The 16587-nt window shown below is 67.2% G+C and carries 19 protein-coding genes, 6 tRNA genes and 1 riboswitch; of the genes, 9 read left to right on the forward strand and 16 right to left on the reverse strand.

Features of this window, described 5'->3' with window-relative positions; translation table 11 throughout:
• Positions 1-66: 66 nt before the first annotated feature.
• The 14 genes from hisG to AC1D2F_RS20500 all read right to left on the reverse strand — a co-directional run bounded on the left by hisG (position 67) and on the right by AC1D2F_RS20500 (position 11459).
• Positions 67-909, reverse strand: coding sequence for an ATP phosphoribosyltransferase (gene hisG / locus AC1D2F_RS20435; RefSeq protein WP_229995671.1), 843 nt, complete (start codon positions 907-909; stop codon positions 67-69).
• A gap of 104 nt (positions 910-1013) precedes the next feature.
• Positions 1014-1277, reverse strand: a complete 264-nt coding sequence (locus AC1D2F_RS20440; RefSeq protein WP_018772463.1) for a phosphoribosyl-ATP diphosphatase — start codon at positions 1275-1277, stop codon at positions 1014-1016.
• Between the two features lie 149 nt (positions 1278-1426).
• Entirely contained in the window at positions 1427-1912 is a 486-nt protein-coding gene (gene ribH, locus AC1D2F_RS20445) for a 6,7-dimethyl-8-ribityllumazine synthase (RefSeq protein WP_229995672.1), read from the reverse strand.
• A 138-nt stretch (positions 1913-2050) separates the two neighbouring features.
• Entirely contained in the window at positions 2051-2746 is a 696-nt protein-coding gene (gene ribA / locus AC1D2F_RS20450) for a GTP cyclohydrolase II (protein ID WP_229995673.1), read from the reverse strand.
• 13 nt (positions 2747-2759) lie between these two features.
• Positions 2760-3479 carry a 3,4-dihydroxy-2-butanone-4-phosphate synthase gene (gene ribB, locus AC1D2F_RS20455; RefSeq protein WP_229995674.1) on the reverse strand — a complete coding sequence of 240 codons (720 nt, stop codon included), beginning with the start codon at positions 3477-3479 and terminating at the stop codon, positions 2760-2762.
• Positions 3476-4162: a riboflavin synthase gene (locus tag AC1D2F_RS20460; protein ID WP_476967586.1), complete on the reverse strand. Its 687-nt coding sequence runs from the start codon at positions 4160-4162 to the stop codon at positions 3476-3478. Before AC1D2F_RS20460 ends, ribB begins: the two co-directional genes overlap by 4 nt.
• Positions 4162-5277, reverse strand: coding sequence for a bifunctional diaminohydroxyphosphoribosylaminopyrimidine deaminase/5-amino-6-(5-phosphoribosylamino)uracil reductase RibD (ribD, locus tag AC1D2F_RS20465; protein ID WP_229995684.1), 1116 nt, complete (start codon positions 5275-5277; stop codon positions 4162-4164). The genes AC1D2F_RS20460 and ribD overlap by 1 nt, the downstream gene beginning before the upstream one ends.
• 131 nt (positions 5278-5408) lie before the next feature.
• Positions 5409-6107 carry a nicotinamide riboside transporter PnuC gene (gene pnuC / locus AC1D2F_RS20470; protein ID WP_476967587.1) on the reverse strand — a complete coding sequence of 233 codons (699 nt, stop codon included), beginning with the start codon at positions 6105-6107 and terminating at the stop codon, positions 5409-5411.
• A 94-nt stretch (positions 6108-6201) separates the two neighbouring features.
• Positions 6202-6353, reverse strand: a riboswitch (FMN riboswitch).
• Positions 6354-6488: 135 nt separating this feature from the next.
• Positions 6489-7145 (reverse strand): ribulose-phosphate 3-epimerase, encoded by a 657-nt coding sequence (gene rpe / locus AC1D2F_RS20475; protein WP_229995677.1) that lies wholly within the window; start codon positions 7143-7145, stop codon positions 6489-6491.
• A 67-nt stretch (positions 7146-7212) separates the two neighbouring features.
• Positions 7213-8790, reverse strand: coding sequence for an RsmB/NOP family class I SAM-dependent RNA methyltransferase (locus tag AC1D2F_RS20480; protein ID WP_476967588.1), 1578 nt, complete (start codon positions 8788-8790; stop codon positions 7213-7215).
• Entirely contained in the window at positions 8787-9707 is a 921-nt protein-coding gene (gene fmt / locus AC1D2F_RS20485; RefSeq protein WP_476967589.1) for a methionyl-tRNA formyltransferase, read from the reverse strand. The genes AC1D2F_RS20480 and fmt overlap by 4 nt, the downstream gene beginning before the upstream one ends.
• On the reverse strand, positions 9704-10276 hold the full coding sequence (gene def / locus AC1D2F_RS20490; RefSeq protein ID WP_229995680.1) for a peptide deformylase: 573 nt from the start codon (positions 10274-10276) through the stop codon (positions 9704-9706). Before def ends, fmt begins: the two co-directional genes overlap by 4 nt.
• Before the next feature lie 179 nt (positions 10277-10455).
• Positions 10456-11301 carry a cytochrome gene (locus AC1D2F_RS20495; RefSeq protein WP_364748970.1) on the reverse strand — a complete coding sequence of 282 codons (846 nt, stop codon included), beginning with the start codon at positions 11299-11301 and terminating at the stop codon, positions 10456-10458.
• Between the two features lie 86 nt (positions 11302-11387).
• Positions 11388-11459: transfer RNA gene (locus AC1D2F_RS20500), tRNA-Val, on the reverse strand.
• A gap of 378 nt (positions 11460-11837) precedes the next feature.
• Between AC1D2F_RS20500 and AC1D2F_RS20505 the strand changes: the two genes are divergently transcribed.
• The 6 genes from AC1D2F_RS20505 to AC1D2F_RS20530 all read left to right on the forward strand — a co-directional run bounded on the left by AC1D2F_RS20505 (position 11838) and on the right by AC1D2F_RS20530 (position 12829).
• A tRNA-Gly gene (locus AC1D2F_RS20505) sits at positions 11838-11910 on the forward strand.
• A 46-nt stretch (positions 11911-11956) separates the two neighbouring features.
• A tRNA-Cys gene (locus AC1D2F_RS20510) sits at positions 11957-12027 on the forward strand.
• Positions 12028-12066: 39 nt separating this feature from the next.
• Positions 12067-12141: transfer RNA gene (locus AC1D2F_RS20515), tRNA-Val, on the forward strand.
• 56 nt (positions 12142-12197) lie between these two features.
• A tRNA-Gly gene (locus tag AC1D2F_RS20520) sits at positions 12198-12270 on the forward strand.
• 38 nt (positions 12271-12308) lie between these two features.
• A tRNA-Val gene (locus AC1D2F_RS20525) sits at positions 12309-12383 on the forward strand.
• A gap of 176 nt (positions 12384-12559) precedes the next feature.
• Positions 12560-12829: an antitoxin gene (locus AC1D2F_RS20530; RefSeq protein WP_229995682.1), complete on the forward strand. Its 270-nt coding sequence runs from the start codon at positions 12560-12562 to the stop codon at positions 12827-12829.
• A 182-nt stretch (positions 12830-13011) separates the two neighbouring features.
• On the opposite strand, the gene zapE is transcribed toward AC1D2F_RS20530, so the two are convergent.
• Positions 13012-14049: a cell division protein ZapE gene (zapE, locus tag AC1D2F_RS20535; RefSeq protein WP_364748973.1), complete on the reverse strand. Its 1038-nt coding sequence runs from the start codon at positions 14047-14049 to the stop codon at positions 13012-13014.
• Between the two features lie 226 nt (positions 14050-14275).
• Between zapE and AC1D2F_RS20540 the strand changes: the two genes are divergently transcribed.
• The 3 genes from AC1D2F_RS20540 to ybaK all read left to right on the forward strand — a co-directional run bounded on the left by AC1D2F_RS20540 (position 14276) and on the right by ybaK (position 16273).
• Positions 14276-15193 carry a sulfurtransferase gene (locus tag AC1D2F_RS20540; protein ID WP_229993288.1) on the forward strand — a complete coding sequence of 306 codons (918 nt, stop codon included), beginning with the start codon at positions 14276-14278 and terminating at the stop codon, positions 15191-15193.
• An 82-nt stretch (positions 15194-15275) separates the two neighbouring features.
• On the forward strand, positions 15276-15749 hold the full coding sequence (locus AC1D2F_RS20545; protein ID WP_229993287.1) for a SufE family protein: 474 nt from the start codon (positions 15276-15278) through the stop codon (positions 15747-15749).
• A gap of 26 nt (positions 15750-15775) precedes the next feature.
• On the forward strand, positions 15776-16273 hold the full coding sequence (ybaK, locus tag AC1D2F_RS20550; RefSeq protein ID WP_476967590.1) for a Cys-tRNA(Pro) deacylase: 498 nt from the start codon (positions 15776-15778) through the stop codon (positions 16271-16273).
• A gap of 74 nt (positions 16274-16347) precedes the next feature.
• Here the strand turns inward: ybaK and AC1D2F_RS20555 are convergent.
• A partial coding sequence (locus AC1D2F_RS20555) for a transposase (protein ID WP_476967591.1) occupies positions 16348-16587 on the reverse strand: 240 nt, incomplete at its 5' end.

Below are 16587 nucleotides of genomic sequence, written 5' to 3' on the forward strand. Positions count from 1 at the left end.
TCTCCTGGTAATGGCTGGCGGGTAATTGCTGCAGGGATTTAGCGGTGGGACCCGGCGGGTGGGCGCCTAGATGCGGCAGGCGTGGATGCTGCTGACCAGGATGGCGCGGGCGCCGAGGTCGTAGAGCTCGTCCATGATCCGGTTGGTTTCCCGCTTGGGGACCATCGAGCGGACGGCCACCCAGTCCGAATCGCGCAGCGGCGAGACGGTGGGCGATTCCAGGCCTGGAGTGAGTCCGGCGGCCTGCTCCACGAGTTCCTTGCGGATGTCGTAGTCCATCATCACGTACTGCCGGGCCACGAGGACGCCCTGGAGCCGGCGGATCAGTACCTCGGTGGCCGGATTCTGCTCGCCCTTGCGGCCGATCAGCACCGACTCTGAATTCAGGATCGGCTCGCCGAAGATCTCCATGCCGGCGGCCTTGAGCGTGGTGCCCGTCTCGACGACGTCGGCGATCGCGTCCGCGACGCCGAGGCGGACGGAGGATTCCACGGCGCCATCAAGGCGGACCACCTTGGCGTTGATGCCGCGCTCGGCCAGGTAGCCGCGCAACAGTCCGTCGTAGCTCGTGGCCAGGCGCTTGCCCTCGAGCTGGGCGACCTCGGTGAAGTCGCCTATCGGGCCGGCGAAGCGGAAGGTGGAAGCGGCGAAGCCCAGCGGCAGCAGCTCCTCAGCCTCGACCTCTGCGTCGAGCAGCAGGTCGCGGCCGGTGATGCCGACGTCGAGCGTTCCCTGGCCCACATACACGGCAATGTCGCGCGGGCGCAGGAAGAAGAACTCAATATCGTTGTCCGGGTCCACCATGACAAGCTCGCGGGTATCGCGGCGCTGGCGGTAGCCGGCCTCGGCCAGCATCGCCGCGGCAGCTTCGGACAGGGATCCCTTGTTCGGGACGGCAACTCTAAGCATGGGAAAAGTCTCTCTTGGATTCGGAAGGATCTGTTGGGGCACATCGGCCACGCGGTGCACGGGATCCGCCAGCAAAGTCATGGCGGTTTCCGGTGCGGGCGCGGCTAAAGATGCTTGTAGACGTCTTCCAGGGTGAGTCCTTTGGCGAGCATCAGAACCTGCAGGTGGTACAGCAGCTGCGAAATTTCCTCCGCGGCGGCCTCATCGGATTCATATTCGGCAGCCATCCAAACCTCGGCTGCTTCCTCCACGACCTTCTTGCCGATGCCATGGACTCCGGAATCCAGTTCGGCGACGGTGCGGGAGCCCTCCGGGCGGACGGCTGCCTTTTCACTCAGTTCTGCGAACAGCGACTCGAAATTCTTCACGCCCCCAAGCCTACTTGCTCCCGGCGCGGGAACGCCTGCCGGGCCGTTGCATGACGGTGAGGATGTGAGGTATTGCACAGCACGTCAACCACGGCCGGCGCGGGCGGCCAGGGTGGCGCCCGCGCCGGCCGTGGCTGCAGCTTGGGGACTCAGCCGAACTGCTTGAGGGTCACTGCCGTGGCCAGGGCAGCGGTAACCGCCTCGTGCCCCTTGTCCTCGGTGGACCCCGGCAGGCCGGCCCGGTCGATCCCCTGCTGCTCGGTGTCGCACGTCAGCACGCCGAAGCCCACGGGGATGCCGGTACGGACGCTGACCTCGGTCAGGCCCAGGGTGGCCGCCTCGCAGACATATTCGAAGTGCGGCGTGCCGCCCCGGATGACGACGCCGAGCGCCACGACGGCGTCGAAGTGCGGTGCCAGCCGGGCCGCAGCGACAGGAAGCTCAAACGTGCCGGGCACGCGCAGGACCGTCGGCTCACTGATCCCGGCGTCCTTCGCGGCGCGCAGGGCGCCGTCGAGCAGTCCGTCCATGATCTGGGTGTGCCAGCTCGCAGCAACAATGGCCAGCTTGAGCCGTGAGGTTTCCTCGGGCTTGAAAGTGCTGAGATCGATCTGGGGGGCGCCGTGGCCGCTCATAGGGTATTCCTTGCTGTTGAGTCTGGTGGTTGGGCCGCCGACCGGCCGCCCTGCCGGCTGTCCTAAGCAGGACGGGCCGGACGGGCTGGCAGGTAAAGCGGGGCGAAGCGGTTGCGGGCAGCCTGCGGGGCCGCCCGGTCAGTCTTGGTCGTGTTCGAATCCGGGCAGGCCGGCGGCCGGTGCGGGTTCACCGTCCAGGACCAGGCGATGGTCCATCCGGTCCTTCTTCGTCTGCAGGTATCGGATGTTCTGCTCCCGGGAGGGAACCTCCGTGGGGACCATCTCCACTACCTTGACGCCTGCCTGGGCGAGCCGGTCCTGCTTGTCCGGGTTGTTGCTCAGGAGCCGGATCTCGTGAAGTCCCATCTCCGCGAGGATCTGGGCGGCGGCCTTGTAGCAGCGCGCGTCGACCGGCAGCCCGAGCTGCTCGTTGGCCTCGACGGTGTCAAAACCGGCCTCCTGCAGGGCGTAGGCCTTCATCTTGTTCGCCAGGCCGATTCCGCGACCCTCCTGGCCACGCAGGTAGAGCAGAGTCCCGCCGAGTTCGTTGATCAGCTCGAGGGCATAGGCCAGCTGTTCGCCGCAGTCGCAGCGGAAGGACCCGAACACATCGCCGGTAAGGCATTCCGAATGGAGGCGGACCAGCGGGGGCTGGCCATCAGCCGGGGCCATCGGTGAACTGACCGCCAAGTGCTCCGCGCCGGTGGCCAGATCGGTCCATGCCTGTGCCACGAAATCGCCAAAGGCGGTGGGCAGCTGGACGATGGGTCCTGCGCTGACCGGATGCGGCTGGCGGGCCATGGCCGTCTCTTCGCGGGTCTCCGAAGTCGTCATTATTTCTCCTCCATCAGACGGGGTCCGTTGCGTGGCTGCCGTGCTGTCCTGCTTCAAGGTACGCCACCAGATCCGCAATCGAAATCAGCGGGCAGCCATGCTCAACCGCAAAGCCGCGCAATCCGTCCAGCCGCATCATTTCTCCGTTGTCGTACACAAGCTCTGCTATCACTCCCACGGGCTCCAGGCCGGCCAGCCGGCACAGGTCCACGGCCGCCTCGGTGTGGCCGGGACGTTCCCGCACTCCCCCCTTAACGGCGCGGAGAGGAAAAACATGCCCGGGACGGGTCAAGGAATTTGGCTGGCTTTGCGGGTCGGCCAGGATCCGGGCCGTCAGGGCGCGGTCTGTGGCGGAAATTCCGGTGCTGATACCCACCGCGGCGTCGCAGGACACGGTGTAGGCGGTGCCCTTGGCATCTTCGTTGATTGCCACCATCGGCGGCAGGGCCAGCGCGTCGGCGCGCTCGGCGTCGAGCGGTACGCAGATCACTCCGGAGCTGTATCGGACTGTCCAGCCCATCAGCGCCGGGGTCGCGTGCTCGGCGGCGAAGATGATGTCGCCTTCGTTCTCGCGGTCCTCGTTGTCCACCACCAGGACCGGGCGCCCGGCTGCCATGGCGCTGATGGCGTCCTCGATCGGATCGAGGCCTACCCGGCCGGCGCCGGAAGCGGCGGCGCGGAGCGCCTCTGCCAGGCCGGCTTGGTCTTTCACGTGGTCTTTGACGCGGCTCATTTCGCGTCCCCTTCCGTGGGTGCGGATACTGCGGCGGTGCCGTCGGGCGCTCTGTGCGTTGCGGGCGACGTTCCACCGGCAAAGGACAGCAGGCGCTCGGTGTACTTCGCCAGGACGTCGACCTCAAGGTTTACATGGCCGCCGAGGGGCTTCTGGCCCAGCCCCGTCTCGGCCAAGGTGGTGGGGATCAGCCCCACTTCAAACCAGGGCGCCGGCTCGTTGGCCGGGCTGACCGTCGTGACGGTAAGGGAGACGCCGTCGACGGCGATGGACCCCTTTTCGGCGATGTACCGGGCCAGTCCGGCCGGCACAGCGAACCGGAGCCGGTCCCAGTTGCCGAGGCCTTCACGCTCCAAAAGCTGGCCGACGCCGTCGACGTGTCCCTGCACCACGTGACCGTCCAGCCGTCCCCCGGCGGGGACGCAACGTTCCAGATTGACCGGATCGCCCGCAGTGAGCTCTCCGATGGTGCTGCGGACAAGGGTCTCGCCCATGACGTCGACGCTGAAGTCCCTGCCGTCGATCTGCGTGGCGGTGAGGCAGACGCCGTTGACCGCTATGGAGCCACCCAGGGCGAGGCCGTCAGTGGTGCCGGGCGCGTGGAGCCGAACAGTGGCGCTGCTGTCCCCGTTGCGCTCAACGGACAGCACCTTCCCCTGCTCGGCGATAATTCCGGTAAACATCAATTGCCTCCTGCGGCGGTGTCCGCGCCGGTGCGGCGCGGGGTTGTATCGGATGAAGTAGGGGTGGCGGCCGGATCGGCCGGGGTAGCCGGAGTAGCCGGATCGGCCGTGGTGGCCGGGCGAAGGTGGAGCCGGAGGTCGCGGCCGAGGACCTGGACGGCTCCCCCGGATGCCGGGTCCCATTCCCACTGTTGGGCATCGGCCAGGGTGGTGATGCCGAGGCCTTCCAGGGCGGCCGTGCCGGAGCCGAGCAGTGTCGGCGCCAGGTAGACGATGAGTTCGTCGACCAGGCCGGCCGCGAGGAACGCGCTCAGTATCCGTGAGCCGCCTTCCACCATGAGGTGCCGGACGCCGTTCTCGAACAGCTGGTCCAGGGCCTCGCGCGGATCGCGGGTGGCCAGGTGCAGGACGTTGCCGTCCGCTCCGTGGATGGCGGCGTCGTCGGGAATTCCCCGGTAGCCCATGACGGCGCGCAGCGGCTGTTTGCCGTCTGCTTCGCCGTCGGAGTTCCGTGCGGTGAGCCGGGGGTTGTCGATCAGCACCGTCTGCGTGCCCACCAGGATGGCATCAATCCGTCCCCGCAGGGCGTGGTTGTCCGCGAGCGATTCCGGGCTGGAAATCCACTGGCTGGTGCCGTCGCTGGCAGCGATGCGGCTGTCGAGGGTCTGCGCGATGTGCAGCGTGACGAAGGGCCGTTTGGCGGCGACGGCATCGAACCAGCGCCGGTTCAGGTCCAGCGCGGCCTCGGCCGCCAGTCCGGAGCGGACCCGGACACCCGCGGTGCGGAGCGTCACGGCCCCGCCGGCGGCCGGATCATGGGGATCGTCGACGGCGTAGATGACGTCGGTGATGCCGGCGTCGATGATCGCCTGCGCGCAAGGGCCGGTGCGCCCGCAGTGGTTGCAGGGCTCCAGGGTGACCACGATCGCAGCGCCGCGGAGGTCCAGTCCCGCCGCCTTCGCCTGGGCGATGGCGTCGGCTTCGGCGTGGGCAGTCCCGGCTCCGCGGTGGTATCCGGTGGCGAGGACCGTTCCGTCGGGGCCAACGACGACGGCACCCACGAGCGGGTTGGCGCCCCGCGGACCCTGCGCCGCGGCGGCCAGGGCAGCCTGCATTGCAGCGTTTTCGGCAGCGCTGAACGGGGCTGCCTTGAGAGGGGCAGAATTGAGCGGGGCCGGATTGAGCGGGGCCGGATTGAGCGGGGCGGGGTTGAATCCGGCGCTCACGCCGGCGCCGCTGCGGGCACTCACTTGACCACCAGCGGGTCGGGGAAGGCGGTCTCGACAGTGACCGGCCGGTTCGCCAGCTTCGACGCACGCCACCAGACGAAGAATCCGGTGAGCGTGAAGAAGCCGTAGAAGAGGTACATGACGGCGCTGGCGTAGTAGCCCGCGCTGAACAGCAGCGGCACACCGACGATGTCCACCGCCACCCAGATGAGCCAGAACTCCGTCCAGCCGCGGGCCATGCCGTAAGTCGCCAGCAGCGAGCCCATGAACGTCCAGGCGTCTGCCCAGACCGGCGGGTAGGAGCCCAGCGAGTCGAAGAGCGGCGTCAGCGCGGCAGTCCCGGCCACGAGGCTGAGGGCCAGAATTACCCGGGTCCTGTTGCTGGCCCAGCGCGGCGCGACGGCTGCCCCGCCGCTGGCGGACTGCTTGCCCTGCTGCCAGCGGTACCAGCCGTAGAGGGCGACGCCGATGAACATGATCTGGCGTCCGGCCTGGCCCCACAGCGTGGCGGGCGTGGCGGAGCCGAAGACGTTGCCCAGGAAGACCGTCAGCAGCAGTAGGTTGCCGGCGATGCCGACCGGCCATGCCCAGACCCGGCGGCGCATGCCGCCGAAGGCGCTGGCGAGGCCAAAGATGTTGCCTAGCACTTCACGAAGAATCAGGACAGATCCGCCTACCGGGATCTGCGCTTCGAAGAGCCATCGCAAGAGGTCCATGCGTGTGTCGTTCCTTCCCTCAAGAACCGCGATGGCTCCGGGGGTATACGACAGCACAATTATGCGGCGCCTTCTGGGCGCCGCAGTAACAGCTGTACGTGCTTCTCTCATCCAGACTTTAACTGTCGGTACCGGAATTTCACCGATTCAACCGTTTGCCGGCATCCTTCCCGAGGGAAGGCGCTGGCGCGCGGGTCGCGGACTGTCACCGCCGGTTCGGACTTACACCGACCCCGGAGCACGTATGTGTGTTGTTATTCTGACACAACTGCCGGGCTGACCGGGCTATTCCCGGGATGCCGATGTTACGCCGGGCGTCATCTTCGCGCTGGGCCGGGCGGCAGCCGGGAGCCATCGCGGGGACCGCCCCGGCCCGTCGCGTCAGCGGCTTCCTGCGGCCCGGAGCCTTTCGACGGCCTGCGCCGGATCCTCCGCGCCGTAGACGGCTGACCCTGCCACAAAGACGTTCGCTCCCGCCTCGGCGGCACGCACGATCGTCTCCTCGGTGATGCCGCCGTCGACTTGCAGCGCCACTGCGACGCCGGAGCCGTCAATGGCCGCGCGGGCCCGCCGGATCTTGGGCAGCGTCAGGTCCAAAAAGGACTGCCCGCCAAATCCTGGCTCCACCGTCATGATCAACAGCAGATCCAGTTCCGGGAGCATATCCAGGTAGGGCTCCACGGCAGTCCCCGGACGCAGCGCCATGCCGGCCTTGGCGCCGCGGGCGCGCAGTTCCCGCGCGAGTTTGATCGGCGCGATCGAGGCTTCGGCGTGGAACGTCACCGAGGCCACTCCGGCGTCGGCGAAGCCCGGTGCCCAGCGGTCAGCGTCGGCGATCATCAGGTGGGCGTCCAGCGGCACCGGGCTGACGGCCTGGATGCGCTGCACCACCGGCAGCCCGATTGTCAGGTTGGGCACGAAGTGGTTGTCCATGACGTCCACGTGCACCGCATCCGCATTGCTGATACGGCGCAGTTCGGCCTCAAGATTGACGAAGTCAGCCGAAAGGATGCTCGGGTTGATGCAGCACTGGGCCATGGATTTCCTTCTCGTTCGTACTTAGCTGGTTCATATGTAGCTGGCAGTGCCCCAGTATCAGTGAAACTCAGGCCAACTTGCGAATCAGCGCCAGGAACATGGCGTCCGTCTGGTGCACGTGCGGCCAGAGCTGGGCGGTGAGCTCGTGCCCGGCCTCGAGGTGGCCGGTGAGGCTGACACTGTCCAGCGCGGCGCCGGCGTCGAGGAGCTCGAGATCCTCGCGCTTGCGCAGGACATCACTCACGACGGCGGTCGTCTCTGCCGGGTGCGGCGAACATGTCACGTAGGCCACCACGCCGCCGGGCTTGACGGCGTCGATCGCGGAGTTGAGCAGCTGGCGCTGCAGCGGGCCAAGGTCCACGAGGTCCTTGGGCGTGCGCCGCCAGCGCGACTCCGGGCGCCGGCGCAGGGCACCCAGCCCGGTGCACGGGACATCGACGAGGACACGATCGAAGGACTCGGGCTCTTCGGCGCCGATGTCGCGGCCGTCCCCGGTCCTGACCTCCCAGGCGTCCCGCGGGACCGCGGAGAGGGCCTGGCGTACGAGTTTGGCACGGTGCGGGGCGGATTCGTTGGCCAGCAGGTGGGCGCCGCGTTGCCGGGCGAGGGCAGCGAGCAGGGCGGCCTTGCCGCCGGGGCCGGCACAGAGATCCAGCCAGCGCTCCCCCGCACTCCCGCTGTCCGTCCCCGTTTCCCCGTCGGGATCCGCGCTGGTTTTTGTGCCGGGGCCTGTGCCGAGATCGACGGCGGCCATGGCGCGGGCCACGAGCTGCGAGCCGACGTCCTGGACACGGGTGCTTCCGTCCCGGACCGAGGCGAGCCGGCCGAGGTCCCCGCCGCTGGAGAGCGCGGAACCCTCAACGAGTTCACCCGGGATAGCCCCCATTTCCAAGGCCTCGTCCAAGCTGCCCACGCCCGGCAGCGCCACGAGGTTCACCACGGGCGCGGCGTTGTCGGCTTCGAGGAGCCCGTCAATCTCAGCGGCCGGGCGGCCGTGGGCCACGAGCGACTGCCGGAGCGCACGCACGATCCACTCTGGATGGGCGTAGCGGATGGACGCGATGGTGGTGGCGTCGGTCTCGGTGCTGAGCAGCAGCTCGAGCCACTCGTCAAGGGTGCGGGCGGAGACTTTGCGCAGCACCGCATTGATCAGGGCCGAGGGACCGGCGCCGATCACCGCGCGGGCCAGCCCCACAGTCTGGTCCAGGGCGGCGTGGGCGGGCACGCGCATGGCGAGCAGCTGGTGCGCGCCGATCCGCAGGGCGTCGAGGACCGCGGGATCCAGCTGGTCCAGCGGCCGGTCGACGCAGCGCGCCAGGATGGCGTCGTACGTGCCCTGGCCGCGGAGGGCGCCGTAGCTGAGCTCGGTGGCGAATCCGGCGTCGCGCTTGTCCAGCCCGTGGTGCCGGATCCGGGCAGGCAGCACCAGGTTCGCGTAAGCGTCCTCGGCCTCCACGGCGCGGAGCACCTCAAAGGCCACCAGACGGGCCGGATCGGCGCGGCGGGTCCGCTGGGATGGGGCGCTCTCGGTGAAGCCGCGCTGCGGGCCGCGGTTGCGTTCCCTGCCCTGGGCGTTGCGCCGGCTGCCGCCGCGGGCGCCCTGGCCACTGCCTCGGCTGCTGCCGCTGGTCCCGGACTCGCTCATTCGAATACCACGCTTTCAAGTGTTGCCTGCCCACGCGCCCAATCAGCGGCGGTCATCATTTTCTTGCCCGTGGGCTGGACCCGCGTCAGTTCCACCGGGTGCGAACCCGTACCTACGAGGACCCGTTTCCCGTCCATGGCCAGCTGTCCGGGCCGAAGCGCGGCGGACTCCGGGGCCGGAAGCACCGGCTCCAGCTTGATCCGCTGGCCATCCAGCATGGTCCAGGCGCCGGGCTCCGGCGTGACTCCGCGGGCCCGGCGACCGATCGCCAGTGCAGGCTGCTGCCAGTCGAGCCGGCCGTCCTCGAGGCTGAGTTTGGGTGCCAGGCTGACATCGCCCTGTTGCGGCAGCGCGACGGCCTTGCCGGCGTCGATGGCGGACAGGGTCTGGGCCAGCAGGACCGCACCGCTGTGGGAGAGCCGTTCGAGCAAGGCCCCGGCGGTGTCGCCGGCGTGCACGGTCTCGGTGAGGGTTCCGAAGACCGGACCGGTGTCCAGCCCCTCCTCCAGACGGAAGGTGACGGCGCCGGTGACGTCGTCGCCGGCGATGACGGCGCGCTGCACGGGGGCGGCGCCGCGCCAGGCCGGCAGCAGGGAGAAGTGCAGGTTCACCCAGCCGTGGCGGGGAACAGCGAGGGCCGCACGGGGAACCAGGCCGCCGTAGGCAACGATCGCCGCGACGTCCRGCGCGGCGGCGGCAATGCGGGCGGTGGCCCCGGCATCTACTTTGGTGGCGTGGATGATCTCGATGCCGAGTTCTGCGGCCCGGGCCGCCACGGGCGAGGGCGTCAGGACCCGTTTGCGTCCCAGCGGGGCGTCAGGGCGGGTGAGGACAGCGACGACGTCGAACCCGGCGTCAATCAGCGCGTCCAGGGACGGCACGGCGACGGCCGGAGTCCCTGCGAATAGGACCCTCACGGGGTGATTCCGAAGCTGGACCCGCCAAAGCTCGTCCCGACGCTCTTCGCGCGCTTGCTGGTTGTCTGCTCCGTAATTGCGTCGTAGTTGGCATTGCGGATGGCGCGCAAGGCGGCCTTGCGGTCATCGCCCTCGAGCCGGTCGGTGTAGAGGATGCCGTCCAGGTGGTCGGTCTCGTGCTGGAAGCAGCGCGCCAGCATGTCCTCGCCCTCAACGGCGACGGGGTTGCCGTGGAGGTTCACGCCGGTCACCCGGGTATGGCGATACCGGCGGACGGGGAAGCCGAGGCCCGGGATGGACAGGCAGCCCTCGACCTGGTCCGGCTGGAAGTCCTCGCTGTTTTCCAGCACGGGGTTGATGATGTGACCCTCGACGCCGCCGATCCGGTAGGTGAAGACGCGCAGGCTGACTCCAACCTGGGGTGCGGCCAGGCCGGCGCCCTCGACGTCCTCCATGGTTTCGGTCATATCGGCGACGAGCTTTGCCAGTTCAGGCCCGAATTCCGTCACGGGATCGGCAACTGTGCGCAGCACAGGATCCCCGATGATGCGGATATTCAAAATGGCCATGTGCAGTCTGTCCTCACGGTGAGCGGCTAGGGATCCAGTCCAGTTTAGTTGCAGCTGCCGGGCTCCTGCTCTGGATGCCTGTTCCGGGAGGCCGGCGCAGCGCTTCGGTCCAGGTCTGCCGATCCAGTGCTGACGGTTCAGCGATGCCGCTCCATTGCTGACGGTTCAGTGCTTCCGGCTCAGCGCTTCACGGGCGGCGCCAGCGGGAGCAGTGCTGCCCCGGCGGTCGCCGTGTCCGCTGACATCTCCCACACGCGGCGCAGCGCGCAGAATTTCCACCAATGGTGTTTCAGGACCTCCGGGTTGGCCCGCTGCGGACGGACTTCGGTCTCGCCCACCGCCACGGCCAGGAGGATGGGGGATTCACCGTGCTGCCAGGCCTCCCACTCCCCCGCTACGGGATCGACCAGGCTTTCTTCTGCCTTCATGCCGGCCACGAGCTGCATGACCACCTTGTCATCCAGCGGCTTGACGGTGCCGTCCCGGCTGGTGCCCTTGGTCTTGTAATCGATAAGACAGGTCCTGCCATTGATCCTTGCCACGAGGTCCAGCGTGCCGGCGTAGCCGACAGTCTTGTTCCACACCGTAATCTCCGGGGCGATGGGTTCAACTTCGAAGAGCTCCCACCATTCGTCGAAGCGTGCCGCGAAGGCTTCCTCACCGTTGGCGGCCAGGGCCTCCCGTGTTTCCTTCATCTGGTGCGGCCGGCCGAGTGCGCGCAGCGCAACCTGCTCGCAGTAGTTGTGGACCCGGTCGCCGCGCTTGGCGGCGTCGTCCCGGTATGACTCCGCCGCTTTGGCAGCCCGGCTGACCGCCTGGCGCAGCTTGGCGGGGCTCCCCAGGATGCCGGGGAGCTCTGGATTCTGGGCCAGGCTGTTCGCACCCATGTATCCAAACCAGCCATCCAGGCCGTGTGGCTGCTGGCCGATCACCGTGGTGATGGAAGGGACGGAGAACTGTGCCGATGTGGAGCGGGCGTACATGCGGCCATAGTCCGTGGCGTGGGCGAGGAGTGGAGCGGTCATATGAAGACTCTTTCACGGGGGTCAGACAACGGTGAAAAGCAAAATGGTCCGCCCCGCTGAGTCAGCGGAACGGACCATTTCGTTAGTGGGCGATACTGGGTTCGAACCAGTGACCTCTTCGGTGTGAACGAAGCGCGCTACCACTGCGCCAATCGCCCTAACGACATTGAATGCTAGCCCACCCGGGCGGATTTTAGAAATCGGGCCCGGGGAACCCGGCTCCGCCACTCATCCGCCACTCATGCTGCGCCTCAGCCTCCACTCATACGGGCACCGATCTCCCCCGCCGCAGTCCAGTTCAGCAGCCCAGTGCGACAGTGCAGTGCACCGGTCCCGTACTGCTTCGAGCCGCGGCATGAGTTGGACGCTAATTACAGCGCTGTAATTAGCAAAATCCCCTAGAAATCAAGGAAGTAAGGCCATCGAACGCGGTCCAATGAGCCTCGATTTGTAGATTCCCGGAACCTCCTATAGAGTTCTTACTCGTTGGAACGCGAGGAATTGCCGAATGCGGCACGGAAACGCACGCCGACAATGCGGACGTAGCTCAGCTGGTAGAGCACCACCTTGCCAAGGTGGATGTCGCGAGTTCGAATCTCGTCGTCCGCTCGCAGGACACTGTCACGGCAAAGGTTCTTCGGAATCCTGTCTACACGGTGGGTTGGCCGAGAGGCGAGGCAGCGGCCTGCAAAGCCGTATACACGGGTTCGAATCCCGTACCCACCTCGGTGAAAACCCTGGTTTCCGGTTTCGGCCGGATGCAAGGGGCGATTGGCGCAGCGGTAGCGCGCTTCCCTGACACGGAAGAGGTCACTGGTTCGATCCCAGTATCGCCCACCAAAGCAAGGCAACTTGCTTGATGCAGCACCACCGGCCCAGCCGGCATGGACTAAAATGCGGACGTAGCTCAGCTGGTAGAGCACCACCTTGCCAAGGTGGATGTCGCGAGTTCGAATCTCGTCGTCCGCTCTCTTCATTACAACTCCACTCCGGATCCTTCCGGTTGCGGGCGATTGGCGCAGCGGTAGCGCGCTTCCCTGACACGGAAGAGGTCACTGGTTCGATCCCAGTATCGCCCACCACAAGAGCAGCTCCCCCCGGAGGTGCTCTTTTTTGTGCACTGGGGGTCCTTCTACCCTGTGCACCTGGCCCTGGCATCTTTTATCCTCTGGGCGGACACCCTTGGCACCCCCGCCACCTCCCGCTAGGGTAGAAATCGCTAGGAGCGATCTGGCTCCGCGACCGAAGGGAGGTGCCCGTGGGTTTACTTGACGATCTAAAGGGCAAGGCTCAGCAAGTAATTGGTGGCAACGAAGAAGCCATCAAGGACGGCATCGAAAAGGCCGGCGACTTCGTCGACTCTAAGACCGGCGGAAAGCACGCCGACAAGATCGATGCCGTGCAGCGGGGCGCTTCCGACTTCGTGGACAAGGCGAACGACCGGCCGAGCACGGCCCCCGTCGCCGATCAGACTCCCGTAGCCGGCGAGCCCCCCGTAACCGGGGATCCCCGCCAGCCAGGCCTCTGACCCAGATACGTCAGCGAGGTGCCGGTCCCGCCGAGAGGTGGCGCCGGCACCTCCGGCATTTAAGGGCGGCTCCGGCGTTCGGCCGCACGCCGCCCAGCGGCACTTAACGAAGCAACGCAGGGTCACATCGCGCCCAGAATGGGCCGCAAGTGACCCCGCGTTGTAGGTGGAGGGGTTGGACGCTAGGACGGTTCGTGGTTTTGGCCCTCGCGGGCCAGCGCGGTGAGCCGGGAGACGGCGCGGAAATACTTTTTCATGTACCCGCCGGTCATCATTTCCTCAGTGAAGAGCTGGTCGAACGGCACACCGCTGGCAAGGATCGGCACGTCTTTGTCGTACAGCCGGTCCGCCAGCACCACAAAGCGCAGCGCGACGGCCTGCTCGGTAATCGTGTGCACGTTCTTCCAGACGACGCCTTCGATCCCTTCCAGCAGCTGGCGGTAGCGGCTCGGGTGCACGCCGGCCAGGTGGTTGATCAAAGTGCTGAACTCATCGCGGGCCACGGTCTTGCCGTCGAATTCGGCATGCATGTGGTGGGTCAGGTCATCATTGCGCAGTGGCGCGGGCGCGGCCGGCAGGCCACGGTGACGGAAGTCCTCGCCGTCGATCCTTACGACGTCGAACTGGTCAGCCAGCACCTGGATTTCGCGGGCAAAGTCGACGGCGGCGAAGCGCCCGTCGCCGAGGGAGCCCGGCAGGGTGTTCGATGTCGCGGCAAGTTTCACGCCGGCGTCGGCGAGTTCGCGCATGAGCCGGGACATGAGCACAGTGTCGCCCGGATCGTCGAGCTCAAATTCATCGATGCATACCAGCTTGTAGTGGCTCAGGGCCTCCACGGTCTTGCGGAAGGACAGCGCCCCGACGAGGTTGGTGTATTCGACGAATGTGCCGAACGCCTTAGGGCCCGGGGCGGCGTGCCACAGCGACGCCAGCAGGTGGGTCTTGCCCACACCGAATCCGCCGTCGAGGTAGATCCCGGCCCGGGACGTGTCCTTCTTGCCGAAGAGCCGCTTGAACAGGCCGTCTCCGTCACGGGCACCCACGCCCGCCGCGAAATGCTGCAGGGAATGAACCGCGTGGGCCTGGCTGGGCTGGGAGGGATCGGGCCGGTAGCTGGAAAACGACACCTCACCGAACCGCGGCGACGGATAGAACCCGTTGAGGAGTTCGTCCACGGAAACTGCCGGCGTACGGGCGGCGAGCTGTTCGATCTGTACCAAGGTGGTCCGTTCTGCTGGTCTCTTGTCCCCAGCAAGAATACCGGCAAAGCATGCCCGGCCCGCGTGCGCGGGTGCGGATCCGCGGCCGGCGTGAGGAAGACCACATTTCCCCGTGTGAACCCGGTGGAGCATTCCCACTGGCCCGTGACTAGTGTTGTAACAGGCCCGGCGCCGCGAACGCTTTCCGCGCCCGGCCTCCTGACCGTTCCAGTGAAAGGCCATCACAATGTCCTACCCCGTTGAGCAGAACGAGAAATTCGCCGCCTACGCCCACCCCGACCGCCTGGTGTCCACGGAGTGGCTGGCCACGGCGATCGAGGACGGCGCCCTCGACGGCGGCAACCTGGTGGTGGTCGAATCCGACGAAGACGTCCTGCTGTACGAGACCGGCCATATCCCCGGCGCCGTGAAAATTGACTGGCACACGGATCTGAACGACGAAGTGACCCGCGACTACATCTACGGCGAAGCCTTCGCCGCGCTGGCGGCGGCCAAGGGCATTTCCCGGGACAGCACCGTGGTGATTTACGGCGACAAATCGAACTGGTGGGCCGCGTACGCCCTGTGGGTTTTCACGCTCTTCGGCCACGAGGACGTCCGGCTCCTGGACGGCGGCCGGGACAAGTGGATCGCCGAGGGCCGGGCCCTGTCCACCGTAACAACCGTGGCCTCCCCCGCTGACTACCCCGTCGTGGAGCGCACCGACGCCCCGATCCGCGCCTTCAAGGACGACGTCCTGGCCCACTTCGGCAAGCCGCTGATCGACGTCCGCTCGACCGAGGAATACACGGGCCAGCGGACCCACATGCCCGCCTATCCGGAAGAGGGCGCGCTGCGCGGCGGCCACATCCCCACCGCGGCCTCCATCCCCTGGGCCCGCGCGGCGGCCGGCGACGGCACCTACCGGAACCGCGGCGAACTCGAGGCCCTGTACCTCGGCGAGGCCGGCCTGAAGGCAGGCGACGACGTCGTGGCCTACTGCCGGATCGGTGAGCGGTCCAGCCACACCTGGTTTGCGCTGAAGTACCTGCTGGGCTTCGAGACAGTACGGAACTACGACGGTTCCTGGACCGAATGGGGCAACGCCGTGCGCGTCCCGATCGTCAAGGGTGCCGAGCGCGGCGCGGTTCCGGCCGGCCGGTAGTTACGGCCATGATGAACCGGAACCGTCAGCGGCAGGGACAGCGACAAGGACACAATCGTCACGCGTGCGTAAGCTGGGAATGATGAATACTTCAGCCCTCCCCGCCGCGCTGGCGGACATTGTCGACGATTTCCAGGCCCTGACCGAAGCGGACCGCCTGCAGCTTCTCCTCGAGTTCTCGCAAGGACTTCCGGAACTTCCGGAGCGGCTCCGGGACCACCCGGAGCTGCTGGAGCAGGTAGTGGAGTGCCAGACGCCGCTCTTCCTGACCGTCGAGACGGAACAGGCCGACGGCGGCGCCCCGGAGCGCGTCCGGCTCTACTTCAAGGCACCCAGGGAGGCCCCGACCACCCGTGGCTTTGCCGGGGTGCTCCATGAAGGACTCGACGGGCTCAGCGCCGCGGAAATCCTGGCAGTCCCGGACGACATGCCCGAACTGCTGGGCCTCACCCGGGCCATCACTCCCCTGCGCATGCGCGGGATGACAGCCATGCTGGGCCGGATCAAGCGGAAAGTCGTCGCCTCGGGAACCCGGCAGTTGCCGGTGCAGTCCTAACTTCCAGCGCCGGACAGCCAGAGCACATGGCCCGCAAACACGCGTCGCAGGGAACTCCGGCCACCGCAGCACTCGCGGCCGCCGGGGTTCCCTTTGTCGCCCACCCCTACTCACATGACCCCGCGGTGGCCAGCTATGGCCTGGAAGCGGCCGAAGTGCTCGGCGTCGACCCTGCCCGGGTCTTCAAGACCCTGATGGTCGACGTCGACGGCCGGCTCGCCGTCGGCGTCGTGCCCGTGAGCGGCAGCCTGGACCTCAAAGCGATGGCCGCAGCCTTGGGCGGCAAGAAGGCAGAGATGGCGGACCCGGCAGCGGCGCAGCGGCGGACCGGTTACGTGCTCGGGGGTATCTCACCGCTGGGGCAGCGCCAGTCCTCCCCCACGGTGGTGGATGACAGCGCCCTGGAGCTGGAGACCATTCTCGTTTCGGGCGGACGGCGCGGCCTGGACATCGAGCTGGATCCGGCCGAACTCATTCGGCTCACGGCTGCCCGCACCGCCCGGATTGGGGCCCGGCGCGACTGACCCGGTCTCAGACTGCTGTCCCCGTCGAGACGACAGATCACGGCAGTGGTCGCGCGAAACACTGCCGTGAACTGCTAGGGCGTGTCTCCTAATACTTTGAGCCAGACGGTGATCGCGCGAAGGACGACGGCGCCGCGGTACGTGAGGGCGAGCTTGTCGTATCGGGTGGCGAGCCCGCGCCATTGCTTGAATACGTTGAAGGCCCTTTCGACGACGTTCCGGCGTTTGTAGGCATCTTTGTCTAGACCCACAGGTCTTCCGCCCTTGCTGCCCCGTCGCTTGCGGTTCGCTTCCTGGTCGGAGCGTTCCGGAAT

Source organism: Arthrobacter sp. P1_B3 (genome assembly GCF_056406615.1).